This is a genomic window from Xanthomonas protegens (assembly GCF_038442435.1).
In the GTDB taxonomy this organism is placed as follows: domain Bacteria; phylum Pseudomonadota; class Gammaproteobacteria; order Xanthomonadales; family Xanthomonadaceae; genus Xanthomonas_A; species Xanthomonas_A sontii.
On the sequence record NZ_JAQJCQ010000001.1, the window covers coordinates 677,923 to 703,352 of the forward strand.

The following is a 25,430-nucleotide window of genomic DNA, read 5'->3' on the forward strand; positions in this document are numbered from 1 at the left end:
TTAGTTTGAGGATATTGCATTGACCTTAGGGTCGGTGGAAAAAACAAACCTTTTTTCCACCACCCCTCCAACGACCTCAGACGTTTCCAGCAAACCATAAGCCGGAGTAGGAGGGCCAAAAATCCCAGAAACAAGACCCTCATCGTCTTTATTTCCAGACATATTCACCTCGCCGACACACACAGAGGTGCCACACTCAAAATCGATACCACTAACATCATTGCGTACCGCAAGCTTCTCCTTCATCGTAGACAGATAAATTTTCTTTAATTCCTGAGCCTCCGGATCGCCAGCATACTTACCCGCGAAACCGCGTAGCAGCACCGGGAAATTATCTTTATCTAGAAGCTTTTTTGCCTTACTTAAAGACAGAGCATCGCCGGAGAGCACAGCATTCTCACCGATCGGCACTTCCGCTTTATTTTCCTTACTCCCGCCATCAACAGCATTGAGTCCCTCCCCAACTACGGGATTACTAGGAACTCCAGCTCGAATTCCACCTGAATCATCCCCCGCATTAACTGCATCAACGGACTGCCGCAGTCGGGCAGCCGACCCAGGCGTGTCGCCAATGCTTCCAACAGACAGCAAAGAAGATCCAAAAAAATAAAATACCCCAAAAACAAGGAGCGCGATGGAAGAGAAAAACAAAAGCCGCTTCTTTTTCATCGCACTCCCGATTGGCACAAGACGTATAGGCACCCCATTTCAGGGGCGCAACTGTTTATTAATTCCCAGGCTTAGGAGTGCCCGGAGTATTGAACCGCATCGTTACTTGACCGCCACAACAATCGGCGACATGAACATTACTGCCACTGATAGTAACGACACAACTATTGGTACAACTATAATTAACCCCATTGATGCTAACGGAGTCTGCAAACGCTGTCGTCGTAACCGCAAGCAATAAAACACCTGCAAGCTTCTTAGCAAAAACTGGCACGGCCATAGTAAACAAACTCCTTTTGTATTAGCCATTGATTATCCGCGCAAACTCCATTGCAAAGCTCGCGCCCGTGATACATATCACACCAATTAATCCATCGTCAACAAAAATGTTAAGTGCGATCACAGGAGCCCCTACCGCCAAGCGCAGGTAACTTCTCTGAGACAACGCTAAGATTCAGAACCGCTTCACTGCTGAGTACACACGACGGATGAAAGCACGGCTGCAGACATCGCTGGGACAGCACCTGGTCATGACGCCGCAGTTGCGGCAGGCGATCAAGCTGTTGCAGATGTCCAGCGCCGAGCTGGAGGTGGAGATCGCCGAGGCGGTGGAGAGCAATCCGCTGCTGGAGTGGTCCGAGGACGCCGCACCGGCGTTCGAACGCAGCGAAGGTGCCGACCACGGCCTTGACCGCGACCACGCGGCAGGCGAGACACGTAGCGACGGCGATGGCGACCGCGGCGAAGCCACGCAGGCCGCCGACGGCGCCGACTGGGCCGACGCCGAACCGGCCTGGGCCGGCAGCAGCGGCGGGTCGTTCGACGACGACGACCTGGGCAGCGCGGCCGAGCGCGTGGCCGAGCCGGATACCCTGATCGATCACCTGCTGTGGCAGTTGCACCTGTCGCCCCTGTCGGCGCGCGACCGCAGCATCGGCGCGGCGCTGATCGACGCCTTGGACGACGACGGCTATCTGCGCGAGCCGCTGGCCGCGATCGCCGAGACGCTGCGCCCGGACATCGCCGCTGAGGAGGACGAGATCCTCACCGTGCTGCACCAGATCCAGCGCTTCGACCCGGCCGGCATCGCCGCGCGCAGCCTGGGCGAATGCCTGACCCTGCAATTGGACACCCTGCCCGAGGACACGCAGGGGCTGGCGCTGGCGCGCACCATCGCCAACGGCCCGCTGGAGCGGTTGCCGCGCAGCGGCGTGGCCGGGCTGGCCCACGAACTCAAGCGTCCGGCGGCGGAGGTCGACACCGCGGTCGCGCTGCTGCGCTCGCTGGACCCGCGCCCGGGCAAGCAGATCGGCGAGCTGGGCAGCGACACCTACGTGGTACCGGACTGCGTGGTCTGGCGCCAGCGCGGGGTCTGGCATGCGGCGCTGTCCGCGCACGCGCAACCCAAGGTCACCATCCACCGTGGCTACGAGCGACTGATCCGCCAGTGCGGCGAAAGCGACGCCGGCTACCTGCGCGGGCAACTGCAGGAAGCACGCTGGCTGCTGAAGAGCCTGGAGGCGCGCGGCGAGACCCTGCTCAAGGTGACCCGCTGTCTGCTCAAGCAGCAGGCCGGCTTCCTGGAGTTCGGCGAACAGGCGCTGCGGCCACTGACCCTGCGCGAGATCGCTGGCGAACTGGGCCTGCACGAGAGCACCATCTCGCGCGCCATCGCCCGCAAGTACGTGCGCACCCCGCGCGGCACCATTCCGCTGCGCGCCTTCTTCGCCTCGGGCATCGATACCGACAGCGGCGGCGAGGCCTCCAGCACCGCGATCCAGGCGATGATCCGGCGGCTGATCGATGCGGAAAACCCGCGCAAGCCGCTTTCTGACGCCAAGCTGGCCGACCTGCTGAAAAGTGCCGGCGTGCCTGTAGCGCGCCGCACCGTGGCGAAGTATCGTGAGGCCATGAACATTTCCGCCTCCCACGAACGCGTCCGGATCGGCTAGCGGCGGCGGCAATGGTTCATAGCTGAAACCCGAACCAAGGAGTATCCGATGCGTATCGAGACCTACGGCCAGCAGATCGAAGTCACCCCCGCCCTGCGCGAGTATGTGGAGACCAAGCTGCAACGGCTGAAGCGACACTACGAGGAAACCATCGAGGTCCGCGCCCAGCTGGCGCTGCGCAAGCCCGACCATCATGTCGAGGCCACGGTCAATGTCCCCGGCCGCACCCTGCACGCCGACGCCACCGCGCAGACCATGTACGCGGCGATCGACCTGCTCGCCGACAAGCTGGACCGGCTGATCATCAAGCACAAGGAAAAGAAGCACGACCACCATGCGGCCGAGGTGCGCGACAATCTCGCGTGATCCTCCCCACGTTGCGCCGCCATGCCCTTGACCGATCTGATGGCGGCCGTCAGCACCCAGGTGCTTCCGGCCGCCGATCGCGACACCCTGCTGCACACCGCCGCCGGTCTGCTGGCCTGCCAGCAGGCCGGCGCCGATGAACTCTTCGCCAGCCTGCGCGAGCGCGAGCAGCTCGGCAGCACCGCCATCGGCCACGGCATCGCCATCCCGCACGGCCGCGCGCCGGACCTGGACGCCCCACGTGGCGCGCTGCTGCGCCTGCAACAGCCGATCGATTTCGACGGCCAGGGCACCCTGGTCGACCTGATCTTCGCCATGGCCGTCCCGGCGCACTACACCCACCAACACCTGATGCTGCTGTCCGAACTGGCCGAGCAGTTCTCCATCGAGGAATTCCGCGACGCCCTGCGCAATGCGCCGGACGCCGCCGCACTGTATGCGCTGCTCGGCGGCGCGCCACGGGCCGCCGCATGAACACCAGCATCGACGCACGCGAGCTGTTCGACCAGCAGCGCGACCGCCTGGGCCTGCGCTGGATCGCCGGGCACAAGGGCGAGCATCGGGTACTGGAGGCCGGCAACGCGGTCTCCCGGCGCCCGTCGCTCGCCGGCTATCTCAACACCATCTACCCCAACAAGGTGCAGATCCTCGGCACCGAGGAACTGGCCTGGCTGGACTCGCTGGACGCGCGCCAGCGCTGGGAGACCATCGAGAAGATCGTGCAGGTGCGGCCGCTGGCGCTGGTGGTCACCAAGAACCAGTCGTGCCCGGAAGACCTGCGCGCGGCCGCCGACGAATCCGACACGCCGCTGTGGGTCTCGCCCAAGCGCGGCCACGAACTGCTCAATCACCTGTCCTACCACCTGGCACGCACGCTGGCGCCGCGGGTGATCCTGCATGGCGTGTTCATGGAGATCTACTCGATCGGCGTGCTGATCACCGGCGAGGCGGGTTCGGGCAAGAGCGAACTGGCGCTGGAACTGCTCAGCCGCGGCCACCGCCTGGTCGCCGACGACGCCCCCGAATTCACCCAGATCGCCCCCGACGTGCTCGACGGCACCTGCCCGGAACTGCTGCAGGACCTGCTGGAAGTGCGCGGGCTCGGCGTGCTCAACGTGCGCGAGATGTTCGGCGACACGGCTGTAAAGAAGAACAAGTACCTTCGGCTCATCGTGCACCTGACCCGGCCCATGACCGAGCCCACGCCCCATGGCTACGAGCGCCTCACCGGCGATTCCGGGACCCGCCACGTGCTGGACCTGGACGTGCCGCTGATCACCCTGCCGGTGATGCCCGGCCGCAACCTGGCGGTGCTGACCGAGGCCGCCACGCGCCTGCACATCCTGCGCACCAAGGGCATCGATCCGGCGGCGATGTTCATCGCCCGCCACAGCAACCTGCTGGAGCGGCGCAGCCCATGACCGACGGCGCCCCCACCTCCACCCTGGTCATCGTCAGCGGCCTGTCCGGCTCCGGCAAGTCGGTGGCACTGAAGACCTTCGAGGACCTGGACTACTACTGCGTCGACAACCTGCCGGTGGAACTGCTGCCGGCCTTCGTCAAGAGCCTGGTGCGCGAGGATGCCGGCCCCAGCAAGCTGGCGGTGGGCATCGACGTGCGCAGCCGCCACAGCGACCTGAGCCAGCTCTCGCGCTGGCGCGAGGCGGTGGCGCAGTTCGGCCTGGATGCGCGGCTGTTGTTCTTCGACGCCAACGACGAGGCGCTGATCAAGCGCTACGCCGACACCCGCCGGCGCCATCCGCTATCGCGCCAGGGCCTGTCGCTGCCGGAAGCGATCGAGCGCGAGCGCGCCCTCACCGAGCCGCTGCGCGAGGCGGCCGATGCGGTGATCGACACCAGCACGCTCAACGTGCACCAGTTGCGCCGGCGGGTCACCACCGAGTTCGCACTGTCCGCCGAGAACACCTTGTCGCTGCTGTTCGAGTCGTTCGCCTACAAGCGCGGCGTCCCGGCCGAGGCGGATTTCGTGTTCGATGCGCGGGTGCTGCCGAATCCGCACTGGGACCCGGAGCTGCGGCCGATGACCGGCCGCGACAGCGGTGTGCGCGAGTACCTGGACGCGCAACCGGACGTGCAGCGCTACACCGCGCAGCTGATCGACTTCCTCGACACCTGGCTGCCGCGGCTGCGCAACGACACCCGCAGCTACGTGACCATCGCCTTCGGCTGCACCGGCGGCAAGCACCGCTCGGTCTACCTGGCAGAACGCTTGGCCCGCCACGCCCGCGAACAGGGCTGGCCGGAAGTGGCGACCTTCCATCGCGAGCAGGATTGATCGAAGGCGGGGATTGGGGATTCGGGATTCGGGATTGGGGATTCGCAAGACCCAGAGCAACGCCCCCGCTTTTGCCAATCTCCAATCCCGAATCCCCAATCCCAGCTCCCTACAGGCATTCCCTGCGCCCTGCCTGACCTGTTAACGTTCTCCCATGGCCTGTGGCATTCTCCTCATCACTCATCCCGGGATCGGCGCGGCGCTGTTGAGCGTGGCGACCCGGCTGTTGCGGCAGTTGCCGCTGAAGACCGAAGCGTTCGAAGTGCCGTTCGATGCCGACCTGGAGGCGCTGCTGCCGCAGGCGTCGGCCGCGTTGCGGCGGGTGGACGACGGCGATGGCGTGCTGGTGGTGACGGATCTGTACGGCGCCAGCCCGAGCAATCTCGCCGCGCGGCTGGCGCGCCTGGGCACGCCGGTGCGGCGCGTCTCGGCGTTGAGCCTGCCGATGCTGCTGCGGATCATGAACTACCCCGAACAAGGACTGGAGCAGTTGCCCGCGACCGCCGCCGCCGGCTCGCGCAACGGCGTGGTGATCGACGATGCTTGAACGCGAACTGCTGGTCTCCAACCGCCTCGGCCTGCACGCCCGCGCCACTGCCAAACTGGTGCAGACGCTGTCCTCGTTCCGCTGCAACGCCACGCTGGCGGCCAAGGGCCGCGAGGTCAACGCCAAGAGCATCATGGGCGTGATGCTGCTGGCCGCCGCGCAGGGCACGCCGGTGACGGTGCGGGTGGACGGCGCCGACGAAGCCGAGGCGCTCAAGGCCGTGGTCGACCTGTTCGAGCGGCGCTTCGACGAGGACAGCTGAGCATGCGCCGCCGGCGGCCGCAGGCAGGGACGCGGTGCCGCCGCACGGGGCACGCGCGGTGAGCGTGCGCATCGCCGGCCATGGCGCCTCGCGCGGCAATGCCCTGGGCCGGGCGCGGGTGCGCCTGCCGCATGCGCTGGAGGTGGCCGAGCAACGCATCGGCGCCGCGCAGATTCCCGAAGAACTCGATCGCCTGCACCGTGCGGTGGACGCCGCGCGCGAGGAGATGCACGGCCTGCGCCAGCGCCTGCACGGTGCCCTGGCCAAGGAGGTCGGCGAATTCCTCGACCTGCACGCGCTGCTGCTCGACGACCCGGAACTGCTGCACGGCCTGGACGAACTGATCCGCACCGGCCGCTACAGCGCCGACTACGCGCTGCGCCTGCAGCGCGACCGCCTGGCGACCGTGTTTGACGACATGGAAGACGCCTACCTCAAGAGCCGCATGGACGATCTGGACCATGTGATCGGGCGGATCCATGCATTCCTGCAGAAGCGCCAGCCGGACAGCGAAGGCCTGGCCGGCGAGATCCTGGTGTGCGAGAACGTGGCGCCGTCGGAACTGGCGCAACTGCAGGCGCAGGGCGTGGTCGGCATCGTCACCAGCGCCGGCAGCACCCTCTCGCACAGCGCGATCCTGGCGCGCAGCCTGCACCTGCCGCTGGTGGTCGGCGTCGCCGACGCGCTGCAGAAGATCAATGACGGCGACGTGCTGATCATCGACGGCACCCAGGGCGCGGTGCTGGTCGACCCGACTCCCGACGACCTGCGCGACTACCGCAGCCGCGTGCGCGAGCAGGCCAAGCTGCAGCGCAGCCTGGGCAAGCTGCGCTCCAAGCCCAGCCGCACCCGCGACGGCGTCGACATCACCCTGCTGGCCAATGCCGAGTCGCGCGACGACGTCACCCGCGCGCACGCGCTCGGCGCCGACGGTCTGGGCCTGTACCGCACCGAATTCCTGTTCCTGCAGCGCGATGCGCTGCCCGACGAGGAAGAACAGTTCCACACCTACCGCGACGCGGTGCTGGGCATGAGCGGCCGGCCGGTGACCATCCGTACCCTGGACCTGGGCGCGGACAAGGCCGATCGCACCGGCCTGACCATGAGCAATGAAGAAAACCCGGCGCTGGGGCTGCGCGGCGTGCGCCTGTCGCTGGCCCGGCCCAAGGTCTCCGACACCCAGTTGCGCGCGCTGCTGCGCGCCTCCGCCTACGGCCCGGTGCGGGTGCTGGTGCCGATGGTCAGCACGCGCGAGGAACTGCTGGCGATGCGCCGGCATCTCAAGCGCATCGCCGCGCAGTTGCGCCGCGACGGTCATGCCATCGCCGAGCAGGTGCAACTCGGCGCGATGATCGAGGTGCCGGCCGCAGCGCTGGCCCTGGATACCTTCATCGACACGATCGACTTCCTCTCGATCGGCACCAACGACCTGGTGCAGTACCTGCTCGCCGCCGACCGCAACAACGAAGCGGTGGCCGCGCTGTATTCGCCGCTGCATCCGGCGGTGCTGCGGCTGATCGCGCAGGTGATCGCCACCGGCCAGGCCCATGGCAAACCGGTGGCGGTGTGCGGCGAGATCGCCGGCGACCCGACATTGACGCCGATGCTGCTCGCGCTGGGGCTGCGCGAGTTCAGCCTGCACCCGGCAACGATGCTGGAAGTACGCCAGGTGATCCGCGACACCGACCTGCAGACCCTGCGCCAGCGCGGCGCCAAGCTGCTGCAGGCGCGCGACCGCAAAGGCATCGAGCGCTGGCTGGGTTGCGCGATCGGGTGACGTCCGCGCGCGTTGCGGCATTGCATCGCGGAGGCGCGGCTTCAGCCGCGACAAGTTCAAGCATCACAAGCTTGGCCGGCACCACCTGTCGCGGCTGAAGCCGCTCCTACAGAAAACCGGGTCGCCGCGCGCACAGGCCGGGGCCAATCAACGTTGCACCCTTGTGGGAGGGACTTCAGTCCCGACGCCCGAACCCTTATCGCGTCGGGACTGAAGTCCCTCCCACAAAAAACCGTCGCCCGCGTGCCGGCGTAGATGCATCATCCCCACATCGACATCCCTCTCCCTGGCTTTCTGCCTTCTTTTTTCCTGCCTTCTGCACTGCTCTCTGCTTCCTTCTCGGTGCTACCTATTCCCCTGCTCCCCTGTTCCTGCACCCTGCCCTTTGCCTTTCGCCCACCTCCCCAAGAGCAAGCTGGTCGCTTCCTGCTCCCTCGCTTTTCTCCGAGCGCACTGACCCTGCTTCGCTCTGCACTTGCGATTCCCGATTCCCGATTCCCCAATCCCGGCCCCACCAACACTGTGCTTCCCGCAACATGCAGGCGATAATGTTGGGATGAACATCTGACCGACCGCGTTTCTCCGGAGCGCGGCCTCACCCAAGGGAGCAGCGCATGGCCGACGCCGTCCGCCACGACAAGACCGCGCGGCAGCTGCGCATGCTGTCCGATGCGCTGGACAGCGGGCGCCTGGGCCCGGTGCGGCGGCTGGTCAATACGCTGGCGCCGGCCGAGATCGGCAACCTGCTGGAGTCGCTGCCGCCGGGCAAGCGCGAGGTGGTGTGGGGGCTGGTCGATCCGGAGGACGACGGCGAGGTGCTGGTCCACGTCGGCGAGGAAGTGCGCGAGAGCCTGCTCGCGGACATGGACCCGGACGAAATCGTCGCCGCGGTCGAAGACTTGGACATCGACGACCTGGCGAACCTGGTCGAGGACTTGCCGGACACGGTCATCGACGAAGTGCTCAAGTCGATGGACCGCGAGAACCGCGAGCGGCTCGAGCAGGTGCTGTCGTATCCCGAGGACAGCGCCGGCCGCCTGATGAACCCGGACGTGGTCACCGTGCGCGCCGACGTCAACGTCGACGTGGTGCTGCGCTACCTGCGCCTGCGCGGCGAACTGCCGGACCACACCGACCACCTGTTCGTGGTCAGCCGCCGCCACCAGTACCTGGGGCGGGTGTCGCTGGCGGCGCTGGTGACCCACGAGGACTCCACCCCGATCAACCGGCTGATCGACGACGAGCAGCCGGCGATCGACGTCGGCGAAGGCGCCGACGAGGTCGCGCGGCAGTTCTCCGACCACGACTGGATCTCCGCGCCGGTGGTGGACGACAACAACATCCTGCTCGGCCGCATCACCATCGACGACGTGGTCGACATCATCCGCGACCAGGCCGAGCACCAGGCGATGAGCGCCGCCGGCCTGGACGAGGACGAAGACCTGTTCAGCCCGGTGCGGCGCGCGTTCCGGCGCCGCCTGCTGTGGCTGACGATCAACCTCGGCACCGCCTTCATCGCCTCCAGCGTGGTCGGCCAGTTCGAGGGCACCATCGCCAAGCTGGTGGCGCTGGCCGCGCTGATGCCGATCGTGGCCGGCATGGGCGGCAACGCCGGCACCCAGGTGCTGGCGCTGATGGTGCGCGGCCTGGCGCTGGGCCAGATCGGCGCCTCCAACGTGATCGTGCTGCTGCGCAAGGAGCTGGCGGTGGCGCTGATCAACGGCCTGGCGCTGGGCATCGGCCTGGGCCTGATCGTGCTGCTGTGGTTCAAGCAGCCGCTGCTGTCGCTGGTGATCGGCTCGGCGCTGACCATCAACCTGCTCACCGCCGCGCTGGGCGGCGTGCTGGTACCGCTGACGCTCAAGCGCCTGGGCTTCGATCCGGCGCTGGCCGGCGGGGTGATCCTGACCACGCTGACCGACGTGATGGGCTTCCTCAGCTTCCTCGGCCTGGCCACGTTGGTCCTGCTGTAGGGCGTGTCCATGCGGCGGGCGCGGTTCCCGCCAGCGCGCCGCACGGAGCGGCAGCAGCGCGCGTCGCCGCATCCACCGGCGCACGACGGGCACGCCACGCCAGCACGCGCCTTGGCCGCCGGCTGACTGGCGCATGTCCGCGGCCCCTGCCCGGGTTGTCGTGGAGACGTCCCGCCCACGATACTGCGGCCTTCCCATCCGAGGGCCGGCCATGTCGATGCGTTCGTTGCTGCTTCTGCTGTGCCTGTCGATGGTCGGATGCAGCAGCTTGCCCAGCGACCCGGCCACCGGCCACTTCGTCAGCCGCCAGCTCAGCCTCGACGGGCGCGTCTATCGCTACCAGGTGTTCGTGCCGGCGCCGGCGCATCGCCAAGGCCCGGTGCCGGTGGTGCTGTTCCTGCACGGCTCCGGCGAGCGCGGCGACGATGGCCGCGACCAGACCACGGCCGGGCTGGGCCCGTACCTGCGCCGCCACCTGGCCGATTTCCCGGCCCTGGTGGTGATGCCGCAGGCGCCCGACGGCGAGGAATGGAACGGCGCCAACGCGACCATGGCGCTGCAGGCGCTGGACGACAGCAGTGCCGAGTTCAACGGCGACCCACAGCGCACCTACCTGACCGGCATGTCGATGGGCGGCTACGGCACCTGGGAGATCGCCCTGAAGCAGCCGCAGCGCTTCGCTGCGCTGGTGCCGATCTGCGGCGCGATCCTGTCCCCGCACGAAGACCGCGAATACCTGGTGGTGACGCCGGTGGCCTATCTGGCCGATCCCTACAGCGCCCTGGCGCAGCGCCTGCGGCACGTGCCGGTGTGGATCTTCCACGGCGCCCAGGACGACGTGGTGCTGCCGCACGACGACCGCAAGATCGTCCGTGCATTCAAGAACCTCGACGCCGACGTGCGCTACACCGAATACCCGCAGGGCAACCACAACGCCTGGGATGCCACCTACCGCGATCCGAAGATGTGGCAGTGGCTGTTCGCGCAGAAGCGCAGCGACGCCGCCACGCAGACGACCGCCGACAACTGAGCGCGACTACACCAATGGCGCGTGCTCGGGCATGCGCCGCGCGTTAGGGAGACGCACTGAAACGGCACGTGTCAGCCGGAGGCTGGCCGCGACGTCGCTACCGCTGCAACGCCAATCGCTGCGCAACGTTGCGTGAAACCGCGTACAGTCCGCGCTTTCGTGCATAGGCCTGGCATGGCGACCGTCCCCTTTTCATCGCAAACCGCGTTCCATGCCCGCCTGCGCGCCCTGGAACCGAGCGCAGCGGTGGTCGCCGGCGCGGCGATTCCGCCACTGCTGGTACCGGCACACGACGACGCCGCTGCGTTGCAACTCAGCGACAGCGGACGCTGGCTGTTGCAGGTGCTGGACGCGCTGGACGCGTTGCACCAGGCAAGCCAGGCCAACAGCCTGTCCGCCGATGCGCTGCGCCGCGACCAGAAGTTCGCGCCGCCGGGGCGGCCGTCGCTGCACCTGGTGCAGTTGCGCCAGCAGCAGGCGGCCGCGCAGCAGGCCGTGCGTCGCGCCAACCAGGCGCTGGCGCAGGCCGCCGCCGGCTTCGTGCGCAGCGCCGGGCTGACGCCACCGCCGCGGACCGGGCCGGTGGCGTTCGTGCAAGGATGGCTCGCACGCCATCTGGGGTAGCGGCACCGCGGTGCCGCGCGGCCCAGGCGTGCATCGATATGCGGGCGACCACGCCGCGCGTGTCTACGCAAGCTAAACCGCGGGCGCCGGAGCGCCCATGCCCGCCCGGCCTGCACCTGCCCCGCTGCTATCCTGCACGCCCCTCGGACTCCGCTGCCCGACGCCCCATGCCCGTGCCCGCTCTCGCTGCCCTCCCCTGCCCTGCCCCCGCGGCCTCCTCGCGCACGCGCCTTGGCGCCCGTGCCACGGCCGCGGCGGCATGAGCATGCCCGGCGCGCATACCGCGAATTTCGCCACCTGGGGCATCTGCGCGCTGGCGACCGCCGGGGTGATCGCGCGGCCGTTCAAGCTGCCCGAGGCGTGCTGGGCGGTGGGCGGAGCGCTGCTGCTGATGGCGCTGGGGCTGATGCCCGGCGGCGAAGCCTGGCAGGCGGTACTGAAGGGCCTGGACGTCTATCTGTTCCTGATCGGCATGATGCTGCTGTCGGAAACCGCGCGCGCCGAGGGTCTGTTCGACTGGGTGGCGATGCATGCGGTGAACCTGGCCAAGGGCTCGACCCAGCGCCTGTTCGCGCTGGTGTTCGGCGTCGGCATCGTGGTCACCGCGTTCCTGTCCAACGACGCCACCGCGGTGGTGCTGACCCCGGCGGTGTACGCGGCCGCGCGCAAGGCCGGCGCCAAGCCGCTGCCGCTGCTGTTCGCCTGCGCGCTGATCGCCAACGCGGCCAGCTTCGTGCTGCCGATCTCCAACCCCGCCAACCTGGTGCTGTACGGCGGCAAGATGCCGACCCTGGGCGCGTGGATGGCCGCGTTCGCGCTGCCGTCGCTGCTGGCGATCGGGGTGACCTTCGTGATGCTGCGCTGGGCCGAGCGCAAGGACCTGACCGGCCACTGCGCCGCGCGCGTGGACACGGTACCGCTGACCCGCGGCGGCACCTTCGCCCTGGTCGGCATCCTCGCCACCGCCGCGCTGCTGGTCGGCGTCTCCGCGCTCGGTCTGGACCTGGGTCTGCCGACCTGTCTGGCCGGCCTGGCGACGCTGGGCGTGGTCTGCCTGGGTGGCCGGCAATCGCCGCTGCCGATGGCCAAGGCCGTGTCGTGGTCGGTGCTGCCGCTGGTCGCCGGCCTGTTCGTGCTGGTGGAGGCGCTGTCGCGCACCGGCGTGATCGGCCTGCTCGCGCGCACCCTGGCCGACGCCGCCGCGCACTCGCCGCAGGCCACCGCCGGCATCGCCGGTACCCTGCTGGCGTTCGGCTCCAACCTGATGAACAACCTGCCTGCGGGGCTGATCGCCAGCACCACCGTGGCCCAGGCGCAGCCGCCGCAGCTGGTGGTGGACGCGCTGCTGATCGGCGTGGACCTGGGCCCGAACCTGTCGATCACCGGCTCGCTGGCGACCATCCTGTGGCTCACCGCGATCCGCCGCGAAGGCGAGGACGTGGGCTTCTGGCGCTTCCTCAAGGTCGGCGCGCTGGTGATGCCGCCGGCGCTGCTGTGTGCGCTTGGGGCGCGGCTGCTGCTGGGCTGAGTCGCGCGCGTGCGCTTCGCGGATTGCCCATGGCGGCCAAGCCCGCGGGATGGGCACCCAGGCCCGGCCTATAGCGACCGCGGGTCGGCCACGACGGCTTCTACCGCACCGCGTCGCGGCTGAAGCCGCTCCTACGCCGGCATCGACAGCCCGCAGAATTCCCCTGTAGGAGCGGCTTCAGCCGCGACAGGCCTTACCGCGGATACCTGCCGCGGTTGCTCCATGAAAAGCAACAAGCGCTGCCGCTACGGCAGCACACGTGACGCGCGCTAAGCCCCCCATTGTGGGAGCGACTTCAGCCGCGACGCGCAAGGCCATCGGCCATTGCCCCCCTCGTCGGGACTGAAGTCCCTCCCACAAAGGCCCGACGCTCCCGCTGCTACGCGCGCCCTACCCCGCGCGCAGCCGCCGCGCCACGCCGCTGACCAGGGCGATGGCCGCCGTCAGCGCTGCCATCGACAGGAACTGCATACGGGTGTCCGGCGAGGCGACCAGCAGGCCGAAGATCAGCGCCAGGATCGCCAGCGCCAGCACGGTGAGCACCGGATAGCCGCGCATGCGGAACGGCAGGCGGGTGCCGGCGCGGTCGGCGCGCGCGCGCAGGATCAGCTGCGACAGCAGCGAGATCGTCCACACCAGCAGGCAGGTGGCGCCGACGATGTTCAGCAGCACCGGCAGCACGCGGTTGGGATACAGCAGTTCCAGCACCGCGGCGACGAAGCCGAACAGCACGCTGGCCAGCACCGCCATCCACGGTACCTGCTGGCGGCTGGACGCGGCCAGGGCGCGCGGCGCTTCGCCGCGCTGGGCCAGCGAGAAGATCATCCGCGAGGCGCCGTACAGATTGGCGTTGAGCGCCGACAGCAGCGCGATCACCGCGATCAGGGTGATGCCGGTGGCGGCGCCGGGAATCCGGGCCACCTGCAGCACCGCGGCGAACGGCGAACTCAGCGCCTCGCTCTGCCACGGCACCACCGCGATGATCACGCTCAGCGAGCCGATGTAGAACACCAGGATGCGCCAGGCGACGGTGCGGATGGCGCGGGCGATGCTGCGCTCCGGGTCGGCGGTCTCGGCCGCGGCCACCGCCACGATCTCGGTGCCGCCGAACGCGAACACCACCACCAGCAGCGCGGCACCGATACCAGCCAGGCCCTTCGGCGCGAAGCCGCCGTTGCCGGTGACGTTGGACAGCCCCGGCGAGGCCACCCCGGGCAGCCAGCCGGCCAGCAAGGCGATGCCGACCAGGATGAAGCCGACGATCGCCGCCACCTTGAGGATGGCGAACCAGAATTCGAACTCGCCGAAGTTGCGCACGCCCAGCAGGTTGATCGCGGTGAACGCGGCCATGAACGCGATCGCGGCCAGCGGTACCGGCAGGCCCGGCCATACCGTCGCCAGCAGGCCGGCGGCGCCCACCGCCTCGGCGGCGATCACGATCACCAGCTGCAGCCACCACAGCCAGCCCACGGTGGCGCCGGCGGTCGGCCCCATCGCGTCGGCGGCGTACACCGAGAACGCGCCGCTGGCCGGCTTGGCCGCCGCCATCTCGCCCAGCGCGTTCATCACGATGATCACCAGCGCGCCGGCGACCAGGTAGGAAATCAGCACCGCGGGCCCTGCCGCGTGCACGCCGACGCCGGAGCCCAGGAACAGGCCGGCGCCGATCGCGCTGCCCAATCCCATCATGATCAATTGCCGCGGTTTCAGCGCATGGCGCAAGGCGGGTGCGGCGGCAGGCGGGACAGGCGCGGACGGATGCGGCATCGGCTCGGTCGGGTGCGGAAAACGCGACACGATACAGGCTGGCGACGATGCCGTGCGGCTGCGCGCGCGTTTGGCCGCCTGCGAGCGCGGATCGGCGCACAGCGGCGGCATGGCTGCTGCAACGCAGCGCGGATCCGCGCACGCGGCCGCGATGCACACCGCGACGGCGGACATCGAGCGCCTTGCGAGCCGCCCTCCCACGTCCGGCAAGACGATGGCGTCGCTCGATGCCCGACAGGTACGGAAATGCCTTACCTGCAACCATCACGAGCTTTCGCTCCATCTCGTTGATTTTGCATATTGACAGCGATACTAACGTCAGAAATACTGAACTCGACGCCAGCCGAATCTCCTATCTCCGTACCAGCCGATGAGGGCATGCACGCGGAGCCAGGAGGACGGCAGGCGACGACGGACCGGGAGACGGCCCGTTGCGGGCGCTCCGGCCGGAAAGGACCACGGCTGCCGCTCGTCCCATGGCGTACAGGTCCGTACCATCCAGACAAGGAGAGACACCATGATCAAACCGTTGCTGACCCTGACGGTGCTGGCAGCCGCGCTGGCCGTGCCCTGCCTGCAGGCAGCCGAACGCGCACCACTCAACGCCGCCGATGCCATCCAGGGCATGGGCGAACGCCTGCCCATCGGCAAGAAGAACGTCAGCCTGTCGCCGCTGTTCAAGGTCTACACGTTCGAGAAGGCCGGGCTGCGCTTCGTGCAGATCAACTCGTTGCGGGACGAGGTCATCACCGTGCTCACCGCCACGCCGGGCACCGAGGCACGGCTGCCGATCGGCAGCGCCGCCGAGGAGCAGATGATCGCGGTCAACGACGCGAAGAACCAGCCGCTGGGCATGGTCACCGCCGCGGCGAGTTGCCCGTGCAACGCCACCGTGGTCTACCGCGACGCCAACACCACCATCGTGGTGGTCTACGGGTCCAATGGCGAGTACATCACCTCGTACGTGATCAAGAGCCCGCAGACCAAGCCGCCGCAATAAGTGCCGACCGCGCTGCGGCCGCACTCGGCGGCCGCAGCGTGACCCGCCGCCGTCGATCGGCGGACGCGGGTGCCCGGCTCGGTCCATATCGCCCAGCGACCGATCGGCAAACGCATGCGGCCGCCTTCCGAGGAAGGCGGCCGCACCGAAGGCGGTCCGGCGACCGGACCGCAACGACTCAGAACTCCTGCCAGTCCTTGTCCAGCGCTACCGCCGCAGCGAACGACGGCGCGCGGCGTGCCGGTGCGGCCGCGACCTGCGGGCGCGGACTGCGCGTCATCGTCTGCGTCGCGTGCCTGCCGCGCGGCAACGGCGCCGGCATCGGCGCCGCGGCCGGCGCGCCGTCCAGCTTGAACAGCGCCACGGCCTGGGTCAGCTCCACCGACTGCTGCTCCATCGAGCGCGCCGCCGCGGTGGCTTCTTCCACCAGCGCCGCGTTCTGCTGCGTGCTTTCGTCCATCTGGGTGACGGTCTGGTTGACCTGCTCGATACCCGCCGACTGCTCCTGCGAGGCCGCCGAAATCTCGCCCATGATGTCGGTGACGCGCTGCACCGAGGCCACGATCTCCTGCATGGTGCTGCCGGCCCGGTCGACCAGCGCCGAGCCTTCGGCGACGCGGGTCACCGAATCGTCGATCAGCGTCTTGATCTCCTTGGCGGCATTGGCCGAACGCTGCGCCAGGGTGCGCACTTCGCTGGCAACGACCGCGAACCCGCGGCCCTGCTCGCCGGCACGCGCGGCTTCCACCGCGGCATTGAGCGCCAGGATGTTGGTCTGGAAGGCGATGCCGTCGATGACGCCGATGATGTCGGCGATCTTCTTCGACGAGGCCTCGATCCCGCTCATGGTCTCGACCACCTGGCCGACCACCGCACCGCCCTGGGACGCGACCGACGCCGCGCCGCTGGCGAGCTGGTTGGCCTGGCGGGCGTGCTCGGCGTTCTGCTTCACCGTGGAGGTCAGTTCCTCCATCGACGCGGCGGTTTCTTCGAGGCTCGCGGCCTGCTGTTCGGTGCGGCGCGACAGGTCGTCGTTGCCGGTGGCGATCTCGCTGGCGGCGGCATTGATGCTGACCGCGGCGGTCTGGATGCGGCCGACGATGCCGGTCAGCTGGTCGGCGGTGGCGTTGGCGTCGTCGCGCATCCGCGCGAACACGCCGTGGAAGTCGCCATGCATGCGTGCAGTGAGGTCGCCGGCGGCGATGGCCTGCAGCAGGGCGGACAGCTTGCCCAGGTTGCGGTCGCTGACCTCCATCATCGCGTTGAGGTCCTGCACCATCAGCCGGAAGTCGTGCTGGAAACTGGCCGCATCGCCGCGGGCGCTGAAGTCGCCGGCCGCAGCCGCCGCAGCCAGACGCTTGATCTCGGTATTGATCGCCAGCAGACTGGCCTTGGCCGCATCCATCGATTCGTGCAGCACCGCACGGCTGCCGGGCAGCCGGCGCGCGTCGCGGCGCAGGTCGCCGTTGGCGTACTCGTTGAGGATCTCGACCGCCTCGACGATGGCGTCCAGGTGCTCGAACATCATGGTGTTGATGCCCTTGCTCAGTTCGCCGTACACGCCGGGGAAGTCCTGCGGCATGCGATGGCTGATGTCCTTGTCGGCGTGCAGCTCGATCATCAGCACGGTCTCGCGGGAGAAGCGTTGCAACTGGTTCTGCATGCGGCCCATCGCCTGCAGCAGGCGGCCGGGCTCGTCGCGCGCGTCGGTGGCCACGTCGTTGTCCAGGCGGCCGTCGGCGATGGCCTCGGCGGCGCGGGTGGCACGGGCCAGCGGCACGGTGAGGCTGCGGGTGATCATCCACGCCAGCAGGCTGCTGACCAGCACCACCGCCAGGCCGCCGGCGATGAGCATGGCGCGCCCGCGCGCCATCGCCGCCGTCGCTTCCGCATAGGCCTCGTTGCTGCGGGTGGCCTGCAGATCGGCATAGCGGGCGATGGCGTCCTGCCATTTCTGCGTCAGCGGCGCGGACTCCCCCATCAGCAGGGCCAGCGCCGCATCCGGCTTGTCGTGCATGCCCAGATCCATCACCCGGTTGTTGACGTCCACGGTCATCTGCCGCGCGCGATCGACTTCCTCCAGCACGGCCTGGCTCTGCGCACCGCTGGGGATGGCGCCCGCCCGCTTGCGCGCCTCCTGGTAGCGTGCGCGCTGCTCGGCGACGATCTTGGCGAAGCGGATGTTGTCTTCCTGGGAAGTCGGCAACACGATGTTGCGGACATTGATGGCCACGACCGAACTGGCGTTGAGCATGTCGCTGGACGCGCGGATGGCGGCGATGTTGCGGTTGACGATGCCGTCCAGTCGCTCGCGCGCCTGGAACAGGGTCAGCAGCCCGGCGACGACCAGCGCCGAGGACAGCAGGATGAGGATGCCGAACGCGGTGGCGAGCCGGGCACCGACGTTGTAGCGCTGAAGGAATGCAATCATGGAATGGCCTTTGGGGGAATGAGAGGGGCGATGCAACGCCCCGGACCACGCACGCCGACCAGCCGCCGTTGTGCGCGCCCGCATCGAAACAAGATGAATGAGTCGTGAAAAAGCGTTTTGAATCAGACGCTTGATGACGCATCCCGCTCGATGTGCGGGCGATGTAACGGCGCCCTGTGCGGGGACTTGAGAGGCAATCGCACGGAATTTATTGAACGTCCTCAGGCACATCACAGGGATGTGGAGAGCCCATTCGCGCGGCGTCCGGATCGGCGCTTTTGCGTGAAGAGCGCGTGCACGCCGTGTTGCAACGGCCGGCACGGTGCTTGCTTGCGGCGCGAGGTCGCAGCAAGGAAGAATTTTTCCGGTTGGCCGTAGAGCGGCCACCTCGATACGCCGTGCGAAGACCAGGAATGCGATCGCGGTCACTTCGCAGCGTCAGCCGGGAACCCGCGGCCGGAGCCACGGCGGCAGCGATGCTTTCGAAAAGGGACGCGTCGCGTCACGCGCACGGCGTCTGCCGCACCGCGGCGGCGCACGTGACGACTTGCTGGATGCTCACGCGGGCAACACGCGCGTAAGCCCTACGCAGGCGTGAGGGCGGAGCAGGACGCCCACGCGCACGGCGTGGGCGTCGACCAGAAACAGCGTGCCGCGCCAAGGCAGGCACGGCATCGCGACCGCAGTGGAGCGTCCTCGGATCGGCGGGACGCGGCACTGGCAGCCGCAAGGCAACCGCCACGCGACAGGCAAGCGACGCGCATTGCGCCGCTCGCCGATGACAGGCGCCGTACAGCTCAGAACTCCTGCCAATCCTTGTCCAGCGCCATCGCCGCCGCCGGCTGCGCCGCACGCCGCGCAGGTACGGCCTTGGCCGCTGCCGGACGGACGCTGCGCTTGCCAGAGGGCGTTGCCGTGGCCTGGTGCCGCGGCGCCTGCGCTACCGGCGTGGCCGCCGATGCGTCGAGCTTGAACAGCGCCACCGCCTGGCTCAGCTCCACCGCCTGCTGCTCCATCGAGCGCGCCGCCGCACTGGCCTCTTCCACCAAGGCCGCGTTCTGCTGGGTGCTCTCGTCCATCTGCGTCACGGTCTGGTTGACCTGTTCGATGCCGGCCGACTGCTCCTGCGAGGCCGCGGAGATTTCTCCCATGATGTCGGTGACACGCTGCACCGAGGTCACGATCTCGGTCATGGTCTTGCCGGCCTGGTCGACCAGCACCGAGCCTTCGGCGACGCGGCTCACTGAATCGTCGATCAGGCTCTTGATCTCCTTGGCCGCGCTGGCCGAGCGCTGCGCCAGCGTACGCACCTCGCTGGCGACCACGGCGAAACCGCGGCCCTGGTCGCCGGCACGCGCGGCTTCCACCGCCGCGTTGAGTGCCAGGATATTGGTCTGGAAGGCGATGCCGTCGATCACCGAGATGATGTCGGCGATGCGCCGCGACGCATCCTCGATGCCGCTCATGGTGGTCACCACCTGGCCGACCACGTCACCGCCCTGCGAGGCGACCGAGGCCGCACCGGCGGCGAGCTGATTGGCCTGGCGCGCGTGCTCGGCGTTCTGGCGAACGGTGGAGGTCAGTTCCTCCATCGACGCCGCGGTTTCTTCCAGGCTCGCGGCCTGCTGCTCGGTGCGGCGCGACAGATCGTCGTTGCCGGCGGCGATCTCGCTGGCCGCGGCATTGATCGACACCGCCGAGTGCTTGATGCGGCCGACGATGCCGGCCAGTTGCTCGGCGGTGGCATTGGCGTCGTCGCGCATCTGCGCGAACACGCCGCGGAAATCGCCGTGCATGCGCGCGGTCAGATCGCCCGCGGCGATCGCCTGCAGCAGGGTCGACAGCGCCTGCAGGTTGCCATCGGCGGTGGCCATCAGCTGGTTCAGGCTGTCCACCATCACCCGGAAGTCGTACTGGAAGCGCTCGGCGTCGCCGCGCGCGCTGAAGTCGCCGTCGGCCGCGGACGTCGCCAGCTGCTTGATCTGCCCGTTCATCGCCGACAGGTTGGCCTTGACCTCGTCCATGGTCTGGCTCAGCACCGCCTCCTCGCCAGGCAGGCGGTCCATGTCCTGCGACAGGTCGCCGATCGCGTAGCGGCCCATGATCTGCGCCAGGCGCGTCTTCACCGCCAGGTGCGAGGACACCAGCGCATTGGTCTCTGCCGCCATGCGCCCGTAGTCGCCCGGGAAGGCCTGCGCTTCGATGCGATGGCTGACCTCGCCGGCATCGTGGCGCTTGGCCATCTCCAGCTGCGCGCCGATCAGATTGCTGACCTGCTGCTGCATGCCCTGCATCGCAACCAGCAGACGTCCGGTTTCGTCGCGGGCGTCGGTGCGTACGTCGTTGTCGAGCTTGCCGCTGGCGATGGCCTCGGCGACACGCGTGGCGCGGGTCAGCGGCACGGTCAGGCTGCGGGTGATCAGCCAGGCCAGCAGGCCGCTGACCAGCACCACGAGCACGCCACCGGCCACCAGCAGGCTGCGGCCGCGGTCCATCGCGACGTTGGCGCTGGCGTAGGCTTCGGCGCCGCGCGTACGTTGCCGGTCGGCATAGGTATTGATCGCTTCCTGCCATTGCTGCGTCGCCGGTCCGGCCTGCGTCATCAGCACCTTCAACGCCTCGTCGGGCCTGTTGGCCATGCCCAGATCCAGCACCTGCTGGTTGGCGACGCGCGTCCGCTCGTAAGCCTGGTCGATGGCCTGGCGCATCTGCGCGCCGGTGGCGTCGGTGACCGGGATCGTATAGAGCTTGTCGTGGACCTCGCCGTAGTAGCGGCGCTGTTGGTCGACGACCTTGGCGAACCGCTCGTTCTCTTCCTGCGTGGTCGGCAGCACGATGTTGCGCAGGTTGATTGCCACCTGTGCGCTGGCATTGCGCATTTCGCCGGTGTAATCGAGGATCTGCATGCGCCGGTTGACGATGGTGTCCATCATCTCGCGCGCCTGTTTCAACGTCAGCAACCCGGCGACGACGAGCGCACAGGAGAGCAGGATGAGGACGCCGAAGGCGGACGCGAGCCGCGTCCCGACGTTGTAGCGTTGCAGGATTCCGATCATGAGGGGCCACCAAGTAAGAAAAGGAGAGCAGCCCGCGCCACGACCTGGATCGCGCAGGACACCCTCGGGCCAACGGCCTGGGCGCGATGCGACGGAGAAGAAGGAAAAGACACTTCCAGCACCGACCGCATCGGGGGTGTCCCATGCGGGTACTCGTACTAGGTAACGGCGATCCGCCCGGAATCTTGATGCGCAACTGCGCACAGTTTTCTAAATCCCCTCAGCATCGTGACTACGATGTACACGTTGCGTGCCTCCCTCACGTCACCTTTTCGCGCCCGTAAAATCCATGTGAAACAAAGACTGGAAGGTGCCTTATCAGCGCTGTCGCGCGTCACACTTGCCGCCGAAGACGCCGACACGCGCACACCCAAAATGTCGTAAACGGCATATATCCGCTACCGCCTGAGCAACCGCCTCCGCGCCGTCGGGCGCGGAGGCGGCGTGCCTTACTCGGCCAGGTTGGTGCCGGCACCGGCAGTGGCAATGACCTTGGCCTTGACCTGCGCGGCAGGGATCGCCGTGTACATGTAGCCCAGCGGCTCGGGATAGGTCTTGGACGAGATCCAGGTGGTGGCGTTGGCGTAGGGCTTGCTGGTGCTCTCCGGCACCGTCCAGGTGATGCCGCTGCCGACGTAGTTGTTGATCAGGTCCCAGTAGCCGATCTCGCTGCTGTCGCGCGAGGTCACCGGGTTCTTGATGTTCTCGAAGTAGTTGGCTTCGATCAGCGCCACCCCGCCCATGCGCACGTTGATGCCGGAGGTGAAGACGTTGTTGAAGTAGTTGTTGTAGATGTGGCTCAACCCGCGCCGCTGCAGCGGCAGGCGCGATTCCACGTTCTCGAAGCGGTTGTGATGGTAGGTGGTGCGCGCGGCGGCATTCTGGGTATCGCTGTCGCTGTAGCCGTTGAGCGCGACCTTCTGGTAGTCGTGGATGTAGTTGTACGACACGGTGACGTGGTTGACGCCCTTCTTCATGTCGATGCCGCCGTCGAAGGAGGCATCGCCGGCGCCGGGGCACTTGGTCAGCGAGGCGAAGATGGTGTTGTGGTCCACCCAGATGTTGGACGGCTGGCCGCTGGAATTGCCTTCCAGCGAGATCGAATCGGCGTCCTCGCCGCCGGGCAGCAGGCCGATGGTCATGTTGCGGATGATGACGTTGTGCGCATTGCCGACCACGCGCACGCCGAAGTTGGCAGACGAGCCGTTCGCACCCTTGATGGTGATGTCGCGCTTGTTCTTGATCTGCACGGTCTTGGCCGGCAGCTTCCATTGCGTGCATACGTCGGTGATGCTGGCGTAGTTGAAGCTGCCGGTGTAGTTGAGCACCAGGCCGCCGGAGCCGGCGTAGTTGTCGATCGCCGCCTGCATCGCCTCCATCGTGGCGACGTTGACCGGAATGGCACTGCCGCCACCGGTGGTGTTGGCACCGTAGCCGACCGGGCCGGCGAAGGCCGGGGTGGCGCCGACGGCCAGCGCGAGCGCCAGTGCGCCCCTGCGGAACTGCTGCTGCATGATGTCTCTCCCATCTGTCGCGATGAGTGCAGGACGCATGACAGTGCATGCATGCGCCGGCACGGGGGCGTGGGGGCCGGCGGCATTCTTGGAATGCGCGCGGCGGCCCGCGCAATCGCCGCGACGCCGAACTGGAACACTGCGCTCCGTTCGCCGCGCGAGACAGGACAAGCGGACACGCACGGTCCGCAGGAGACAGACAGCGACAGTCGGGGACAGGCTGTCTACACGCGCGCCGCGTGGGGCACAGGTCGTGGGCAACGACGGCGAAAGCACGCGCATCGCACGCAGCGCGATCGACGCCGGCGCACTGGGCAGGGACAAGCAGACGCCGGCGCTGCGCGGCCGCGAATGTTGCGGCCGCAGCACGTTTGCGCGGACCATCCGACGCCGAACAGGCGCCGGATGGCCGCGACGCGCTCAGCTCACCGTGTCGAGGCGGTTGTCGCTGCGGTCGGCGTCGGGCAGCACGTGGTCCGGATCCAGGGTCACGTGCAGCACCTTCTGCTTGCTCGGCACCCGGATCTGCGGCTCGGTCTGCTGAATCCAGGTCTCCACCGGCACGCGCTGATCCAGATGGCTGCCGTCGGCGAAGTCGATGCGCAAGGTCGCCGGCATCACCAGCTTCTGGCGGCTGCCCAAGGTCACCAGCATGCCCTTGGCCGGATCATGATCGACGTACGCGGCCGCGCGCACGCCCATGTCCAGTTGCCAGTTGTTGAGGTACCAGCCGCGCCACCACCAGCTCAGGTCCTCGCCGGCCTCGCTCTCCATCAGCCGGAAGAAATCCGACGGCGTCGGGTGCTTGTAGGCCCAACTGGCGATGTACTTGCGGAACGCCGGATCGAAGCGCGCCGGGCCGAGGATCTGTTCGCGCAGCAGCACCAGGCCCAGCGCACCCTTGAAGTAGGTCAGCGGATGCCGGTATTTCTCGCTGGTGGCGTCGGCGCGATCGAGCAGGGTCGGCGCCTGCGCGTCGGCCAGCAGCGGCAGGATCTCGTCCACCGGGTTGCCGCCGCCGGGCGCGTACTCGCCATCGCGCTTGGGTGCGAATTCGCCATGGTTGATCGCGTCGGAGGCGTAGACGTCGATGAAGGTGTTGAAGCCCTCGTCCATGAACGCATGGCGGCGCTCGTTGGAGCCAACGATCATCGGGAACCAGCCGTGGCCCAGTTCGTGCGCGGTGATCCAGAACAGTTGCTTGCCGCCGTCCTCCATGTCGTCGAAGACGATGCCCGGATACTCCATGCCGGCGCCGTGGCCGCCGAGGTTCACCGCTGCCGGCCAGGGATACGGATACCACTGCGAGAAGTGCTCGATCGAGGCTTTGACGAACTCGGTGGAGCGGCCCCACTTGTCGCTGCCGACCGCGCTACGCGGATACACCGACATCGCCAGCGCATGCTTGCCTTCGGGCAGGTTGATCCGCGCCGCATCCCACACGAACGCCGGCGAGGCGGCGAAGGCGACGTCGCGGGTGTGGTCCATGTGGAACCGCCAGGTCTGGGTGCCGCTGGCGCTGGGCCGGCTGGCCGGCTTGCCCACCTCATCGGCGCCGCGGATGGTCACCGTGCTGTCGCTGGCGGCGGCTTGCGCCAGGCGCTGGCGCTGGGTGGCGGTCAGCACCTGCGCCGGGTTCACCAGCTCGCCGGACCCGGCCACCAGGTAGTCCCACGGCACGGTCACCGCGTAGTCGAAATCGCCGTACTCCAGGTAGAACTCCGCGCCCAGGTAGGGCTGGGTGTCCCAGCCGCGCAGGTCGTCGTACACCGCCATGCGCGGATACCACTGCGCGATCTCGTAGATCTCGCCATCGGCGGTGGGCGTGACCGCGGTGCGGCCGCCCCAGGTGCCGGGCACGGTGTAGGCGTAGTCGATGTGCAGCTTCAGCGCCTTGCCGCTGGCCAGCGGCTGCGGCAGGTCCACACGCATGCGCGTGTCGTCGATCAGGAAGGTCGCCGCCACGCGCTTGCCGCCCTGCTCCAGTTCCACCTTGGCGATGCGGTAGCCCTCGGTGCTCTGCGGTGCGGGCCGGTCGGCACGCGCGGCGCGCAGGGTGCGGGCGCGGGCATCGCCACGGTATAGGTTCTGGTCCAGTTGCAGCCACAGCACGTCCAGCGTGTCCGGGCTGCGGTTGCTGTAGGTGATGGTCTCCTGGCCGCGCAGGGTGTGCGTGGCCGGCTCCAGGGTGGCATGCAGATCGTAGTCGGCGCGGTTCTGCCAGTACTGCGGGCCGGGCACGCCGCCGCCGCTGCGGTAGGCGTTGGCCGGCTGCGGCAACTGCAGCGGCGCGAACAGCGCCTGCGGATCGTAGCCGCCCTGACGGTCGGCAGCGGCGACGGTGGCAGCGGCGGCGCCGGCCTGGGCGGCGGCGGCGACAAGCGGGAGGCAGGCCGCGGCGAACGCGGCGCGGCGCAGGACAAGGATCATGGTGGCGTCCGTGGGGAGGATCGCCGCCGATGGTAGGCCGATTGGGGGTGGCGCGAATGTGCCGTTCGCCACCTTCGGCAGCGGATGCTCGGCAAGACGGGGCGGGAGCGGCTTCAGCCGCGATGGGCATTACCGGGAACACCCGTCGCGGCTGATCCCCAAAAAGGGGACAAGCGCCGCTCCTACGACACCAGGAAGACGCGCGCCG

At 68.1% G+C, this 25,430-nt stretch carries 20 protein-coding genes; 14 read left to right on the forward strand and 6 right to left on the reverse strand.

All coding sequences use genetic code 11. The features are described from left to right. A complete protein-coding gene (locus PIQ37_RS02975) occupies nucleotides 1–669 on the reverse strand; it encodes a hypothetical protein (RefSeq protein WP_342072289.1) in 669 nt (222 codons plus the stop codon). Between the two features lie 530 nt (nucleotides 670–1,199). On the opposite strand from PIQ37_RS02975, the gene PIQ37_RS02980 reads away from it, so the two are divergent. The 12 genes from PIQ37_RS02980 (at nucleotide 1,200) to PIQ37_RS03035 (ending at nucleotide 13,024) form a co-directional block, all read left to right on the forward strand. Beyond that, nucleotides 1,200–2,621 (forward strand): RNA polymerase factor sigma-54, encoded by a 1,422-nt coding sequence (locus PIQ37_RS02980; protein ID WP_407136424.1) that lies wholly within the window; start codon nucleotides 1,200–1,202, stop codon nucleotides 2,619–2,621. 48 nt (nucleotides 2,622–2,669) lie between these two features. After that, nucleotides 2,670–2,987: a ribosome hibernation-promoting factor, HPF/YfiA family gene (hpf, locus tag PIQ37_RS02985; RefSeq protein ID WP_152236581.1), complete on the forward strand. Its 318-nt coding sequence runs from the start codon at nucleotides 2,670–2,672 to the stop codon at nucleotides 2,985–2,987. Between the two features lie 21 nt (nucleotides 2,988–3,008). Further along, on the forward strand, nucleotides 3,009–3,461 hold the full coding sequence (locus PIQ37_RS02990) for a PTS sugar transporter subunit IIA (RefSeq protein WP_017913815.1): 453 nt from the start codon (nucleotides 3,009–3,011) through the stop codon (nucleotides 3,459–3,461). Continuing rightward, a complete protein-coding gene (gene hprK / locus PIQ37_RS02995) occupies nucleotides 3,458–4,408 on the forward strand; it encodes an HPr(Ser) kinase/phosphatase (RefSeq protein ID WP_017910661.1) in 951 nt (316 codons plus the stop codon). The genes PIQ37_RS02990 and hprK overlap by 4 nt, the downstream gene beginning before the upstream one ends. Next, nucleotides 4,405–5,283, forward strand: a complete 879-nt coding sequence (gene rapZ, locus PIQ37_RS03000; RefSeq protein ID WP_017915555.1) for an RNase adapter RapZ — start codon at nucleotides 4,405–4,407, stop codon at nucleotides 5,281–5,283. Before hprK ends, rapZ begins: the two co-directional genes overlap by 4 nt. Nucleotides 5,284–5,437: 154 nt before the next feature. Beyond that, nucleotides 5,438–5,830, forward strand: coding sequence for a PTS sugar transporter subunit IIA (locus tag PIQ37_RS03005; RefSeq protein WP_184645748.1), 393 nt, complete (start codon nucleotides 5,438–5,440; stop codon nucleotides 5,828–5,830). After that, complete coding sequence (locus tag PIQ37_RS03010; RefSeq protein ID WP_010344110.1) at nucleotides 5,823–6,092, forward strand: HPr family phosphocarrier protein; 270 nt, start codon at nucleotides 5,823–5,825, stop codon at nucleotides 6,090–6,092. Before PIQ37_RS03005 ends, PIQ37_RS03010 begins: the two co-directional genes overlap by 8 nt. A 58-nt stretch (nucleotides 6,093–6,150) precedes the next feature. Further along, complete coding sequence (gene ptsP / locus PIQ37_RS03015; protein ID WP_342072291.1) at nucleotides 6,151–7,869, forward strand: phosphoenolpyruvate--protein phosphotransferase; 1,719 nt, start codon at nucleotides 6,151–6,153, stop codon at nucleotides 7,867–7,869. A 614-nt stretch (nucleotides 7,870–8,483) separates the two neighbouring features. After that, nucleotides 8,484–9,842, forward strand: coding sequence for a magnesium transporter (mgtE, locus tag PIQ37_RS03020; RefSeq protein WP_017913818.1), 1,359 nt, complete (start codon nucleotides 8,484–8,486; stop codon nucleotides 9,840–9,842). Between the two features lie 211 nt (nucleotides 9,843–10,053). Continuing rightward, nucleotides 10,054–10,872 carry a carboxylesterase family protein gene (locus tag PIQ37_RS03025; protein WP_017915553.1) on the forward strand — a complete coding sequence of 273 codons (819 nt, stop codon included), beginning with the start codon at nucleotides 10,054–10,056 and terminating at the stop codon, nucleotides 10,870–10,872. 174 nt (nucleotides 10,873–11,046) lie between these two features. After that, complete coding sequence (locus PIQ37_RS03030) at nucleotides 11,047–11,496, forward strand: hypothetical protein (protein WP_342072292.1); 450 nt, start codon at nucleotides 11,047–11,049, stop codon at nucleotides 11,494–11,496. Nucleotides 11,497–11,755: 259 nt separating this feature from the next. After that, a complete protein-coding gene (locus tag PIQ37_RS03035; protein WP_342072293.1) occupies nucleotides 11,756–13,024 on the forward strand; it encodes an arsenic transporter in 1,269 nt (422 codons plus the stop codon). Nucleotides 13,025–13,414: 390 nt separating this feature from the next. Here PIQ37_RS03035 and PIQ37_RS03040 read toward each other — a convergent pair whose 3' ends face one another. Continuing rightward, nucleotides 13,415–14,791 carry an amino acid permease gene (locus tag PIQ37_RS03040; RefSeq protein ID WP_342072294.1) on the reverse strand — a complete coding sequence of 459 codons (1,377 nt, stop codon included), beginning with the start codon at nucleotides 14,789–14,791 and terminating at the stop codon, nucleotides 13,415–13,417. Here PIQ37_RS03040 and PIQ37_RS03045 point away from each other — a divergent pair. Continuing rightward, nucleotides 14,712–15,095 carry a hypothetical protein gene (locus PIQ37_RS03045; RefSeq protein ID WP_342072433.1) on the forward strand — a complete coding sequence of 128 codons (384 nt, stop codon included), beginning with the start codon at nucleotides 14,712–14,714 and terminating at the stop codon, nucleotides 15,093–15,095. The genes PIQ37_RS03040 and PIQ37_RS03045 overlap by 80 nt on opposite strands. Before the next feature lie 213 nt (nucleotides 15,096–15,308). Next, entirely contained in the window at nucleotides 15,309–15,791 is a 483-nt protein-coding gene (locus tag PIQ37_RS03050; RefSeq protein ID WP_043095737.1) for a hypothetical protein, read from the forward strand. A gap of 178 nt (nucleotides 15,792–15,969) precedes the next feature. Here PIQ37_RS03050 and PIQ37_RS03055 read toward each other — a convergent pair whose 3' ends face one another. The 4 genes from PIQ37_RS03055 to PIQ37_RS03070 all read right to left on the reverse strand — a co-directional run bounded on the left by PIQ37_RS03055 (nucleotide 15,970) and on the right by PIQ37_RS03070 (nucleotide 25,222). Further along, the gene (locus PIQ37_RS03055; RefSeq protein ID WP_342072295.1) at nucleotides 15,970–18,222 is read right to left on the reverse strand and encodes a methyl-accepting chemotaxis protein; all 2,253 of its coding nucleotides are present in this window, start codon (nucleotides 18,220–18,222) and stop codon (nucleotides 15,970–15,972) included. A 797-nt stretch (nucleotides 18,223–19,019) separates the two neighbouring features. After that, nucleotides 19,020–21,278, reverse strand: coding sequence for a methyl-accepting chemotaxis protein (locus PIQ37_RS03060; RefSeq protein WP_342072296.1), 2,259 nt, complete (start codon nucleotides 21,276–21,278; stop codon nucleotides 19,020–19,022). Between the two features lie 449 nt (nucleotides 21,279–21,727). Further along, the gene (locus tag PIQ37_RS03065) at nucleotides 21,728–22,792 is read right to left on the reverse strand and encodes a pectate lyase family protein (RefSeq protein ID WP_342072297.1); all 1,065 of its coding nucleotides are present in this window, start codon (nucleotides 22,790–22,792) and stop codon (nucleotides 21,728–21,730) included. A gap of 420 nt (nucleotides 22,793–23,212) precedes the next feature. Continuing rightward, nucleotides 23,213–25,222 (reverse strand): M1 family metallopeptidase, encoded by a 2,010-nt coding sequence (locus PIQ37_RS03070; RefSeq protein WP_342072298.1) that lies wholly within the window; start codon nucleotides 25,220–25,222, stop codon nucleotides 23,213–23,215. Nucleotides 25,223–25,430: the final 208 nt, after the last annotated feature.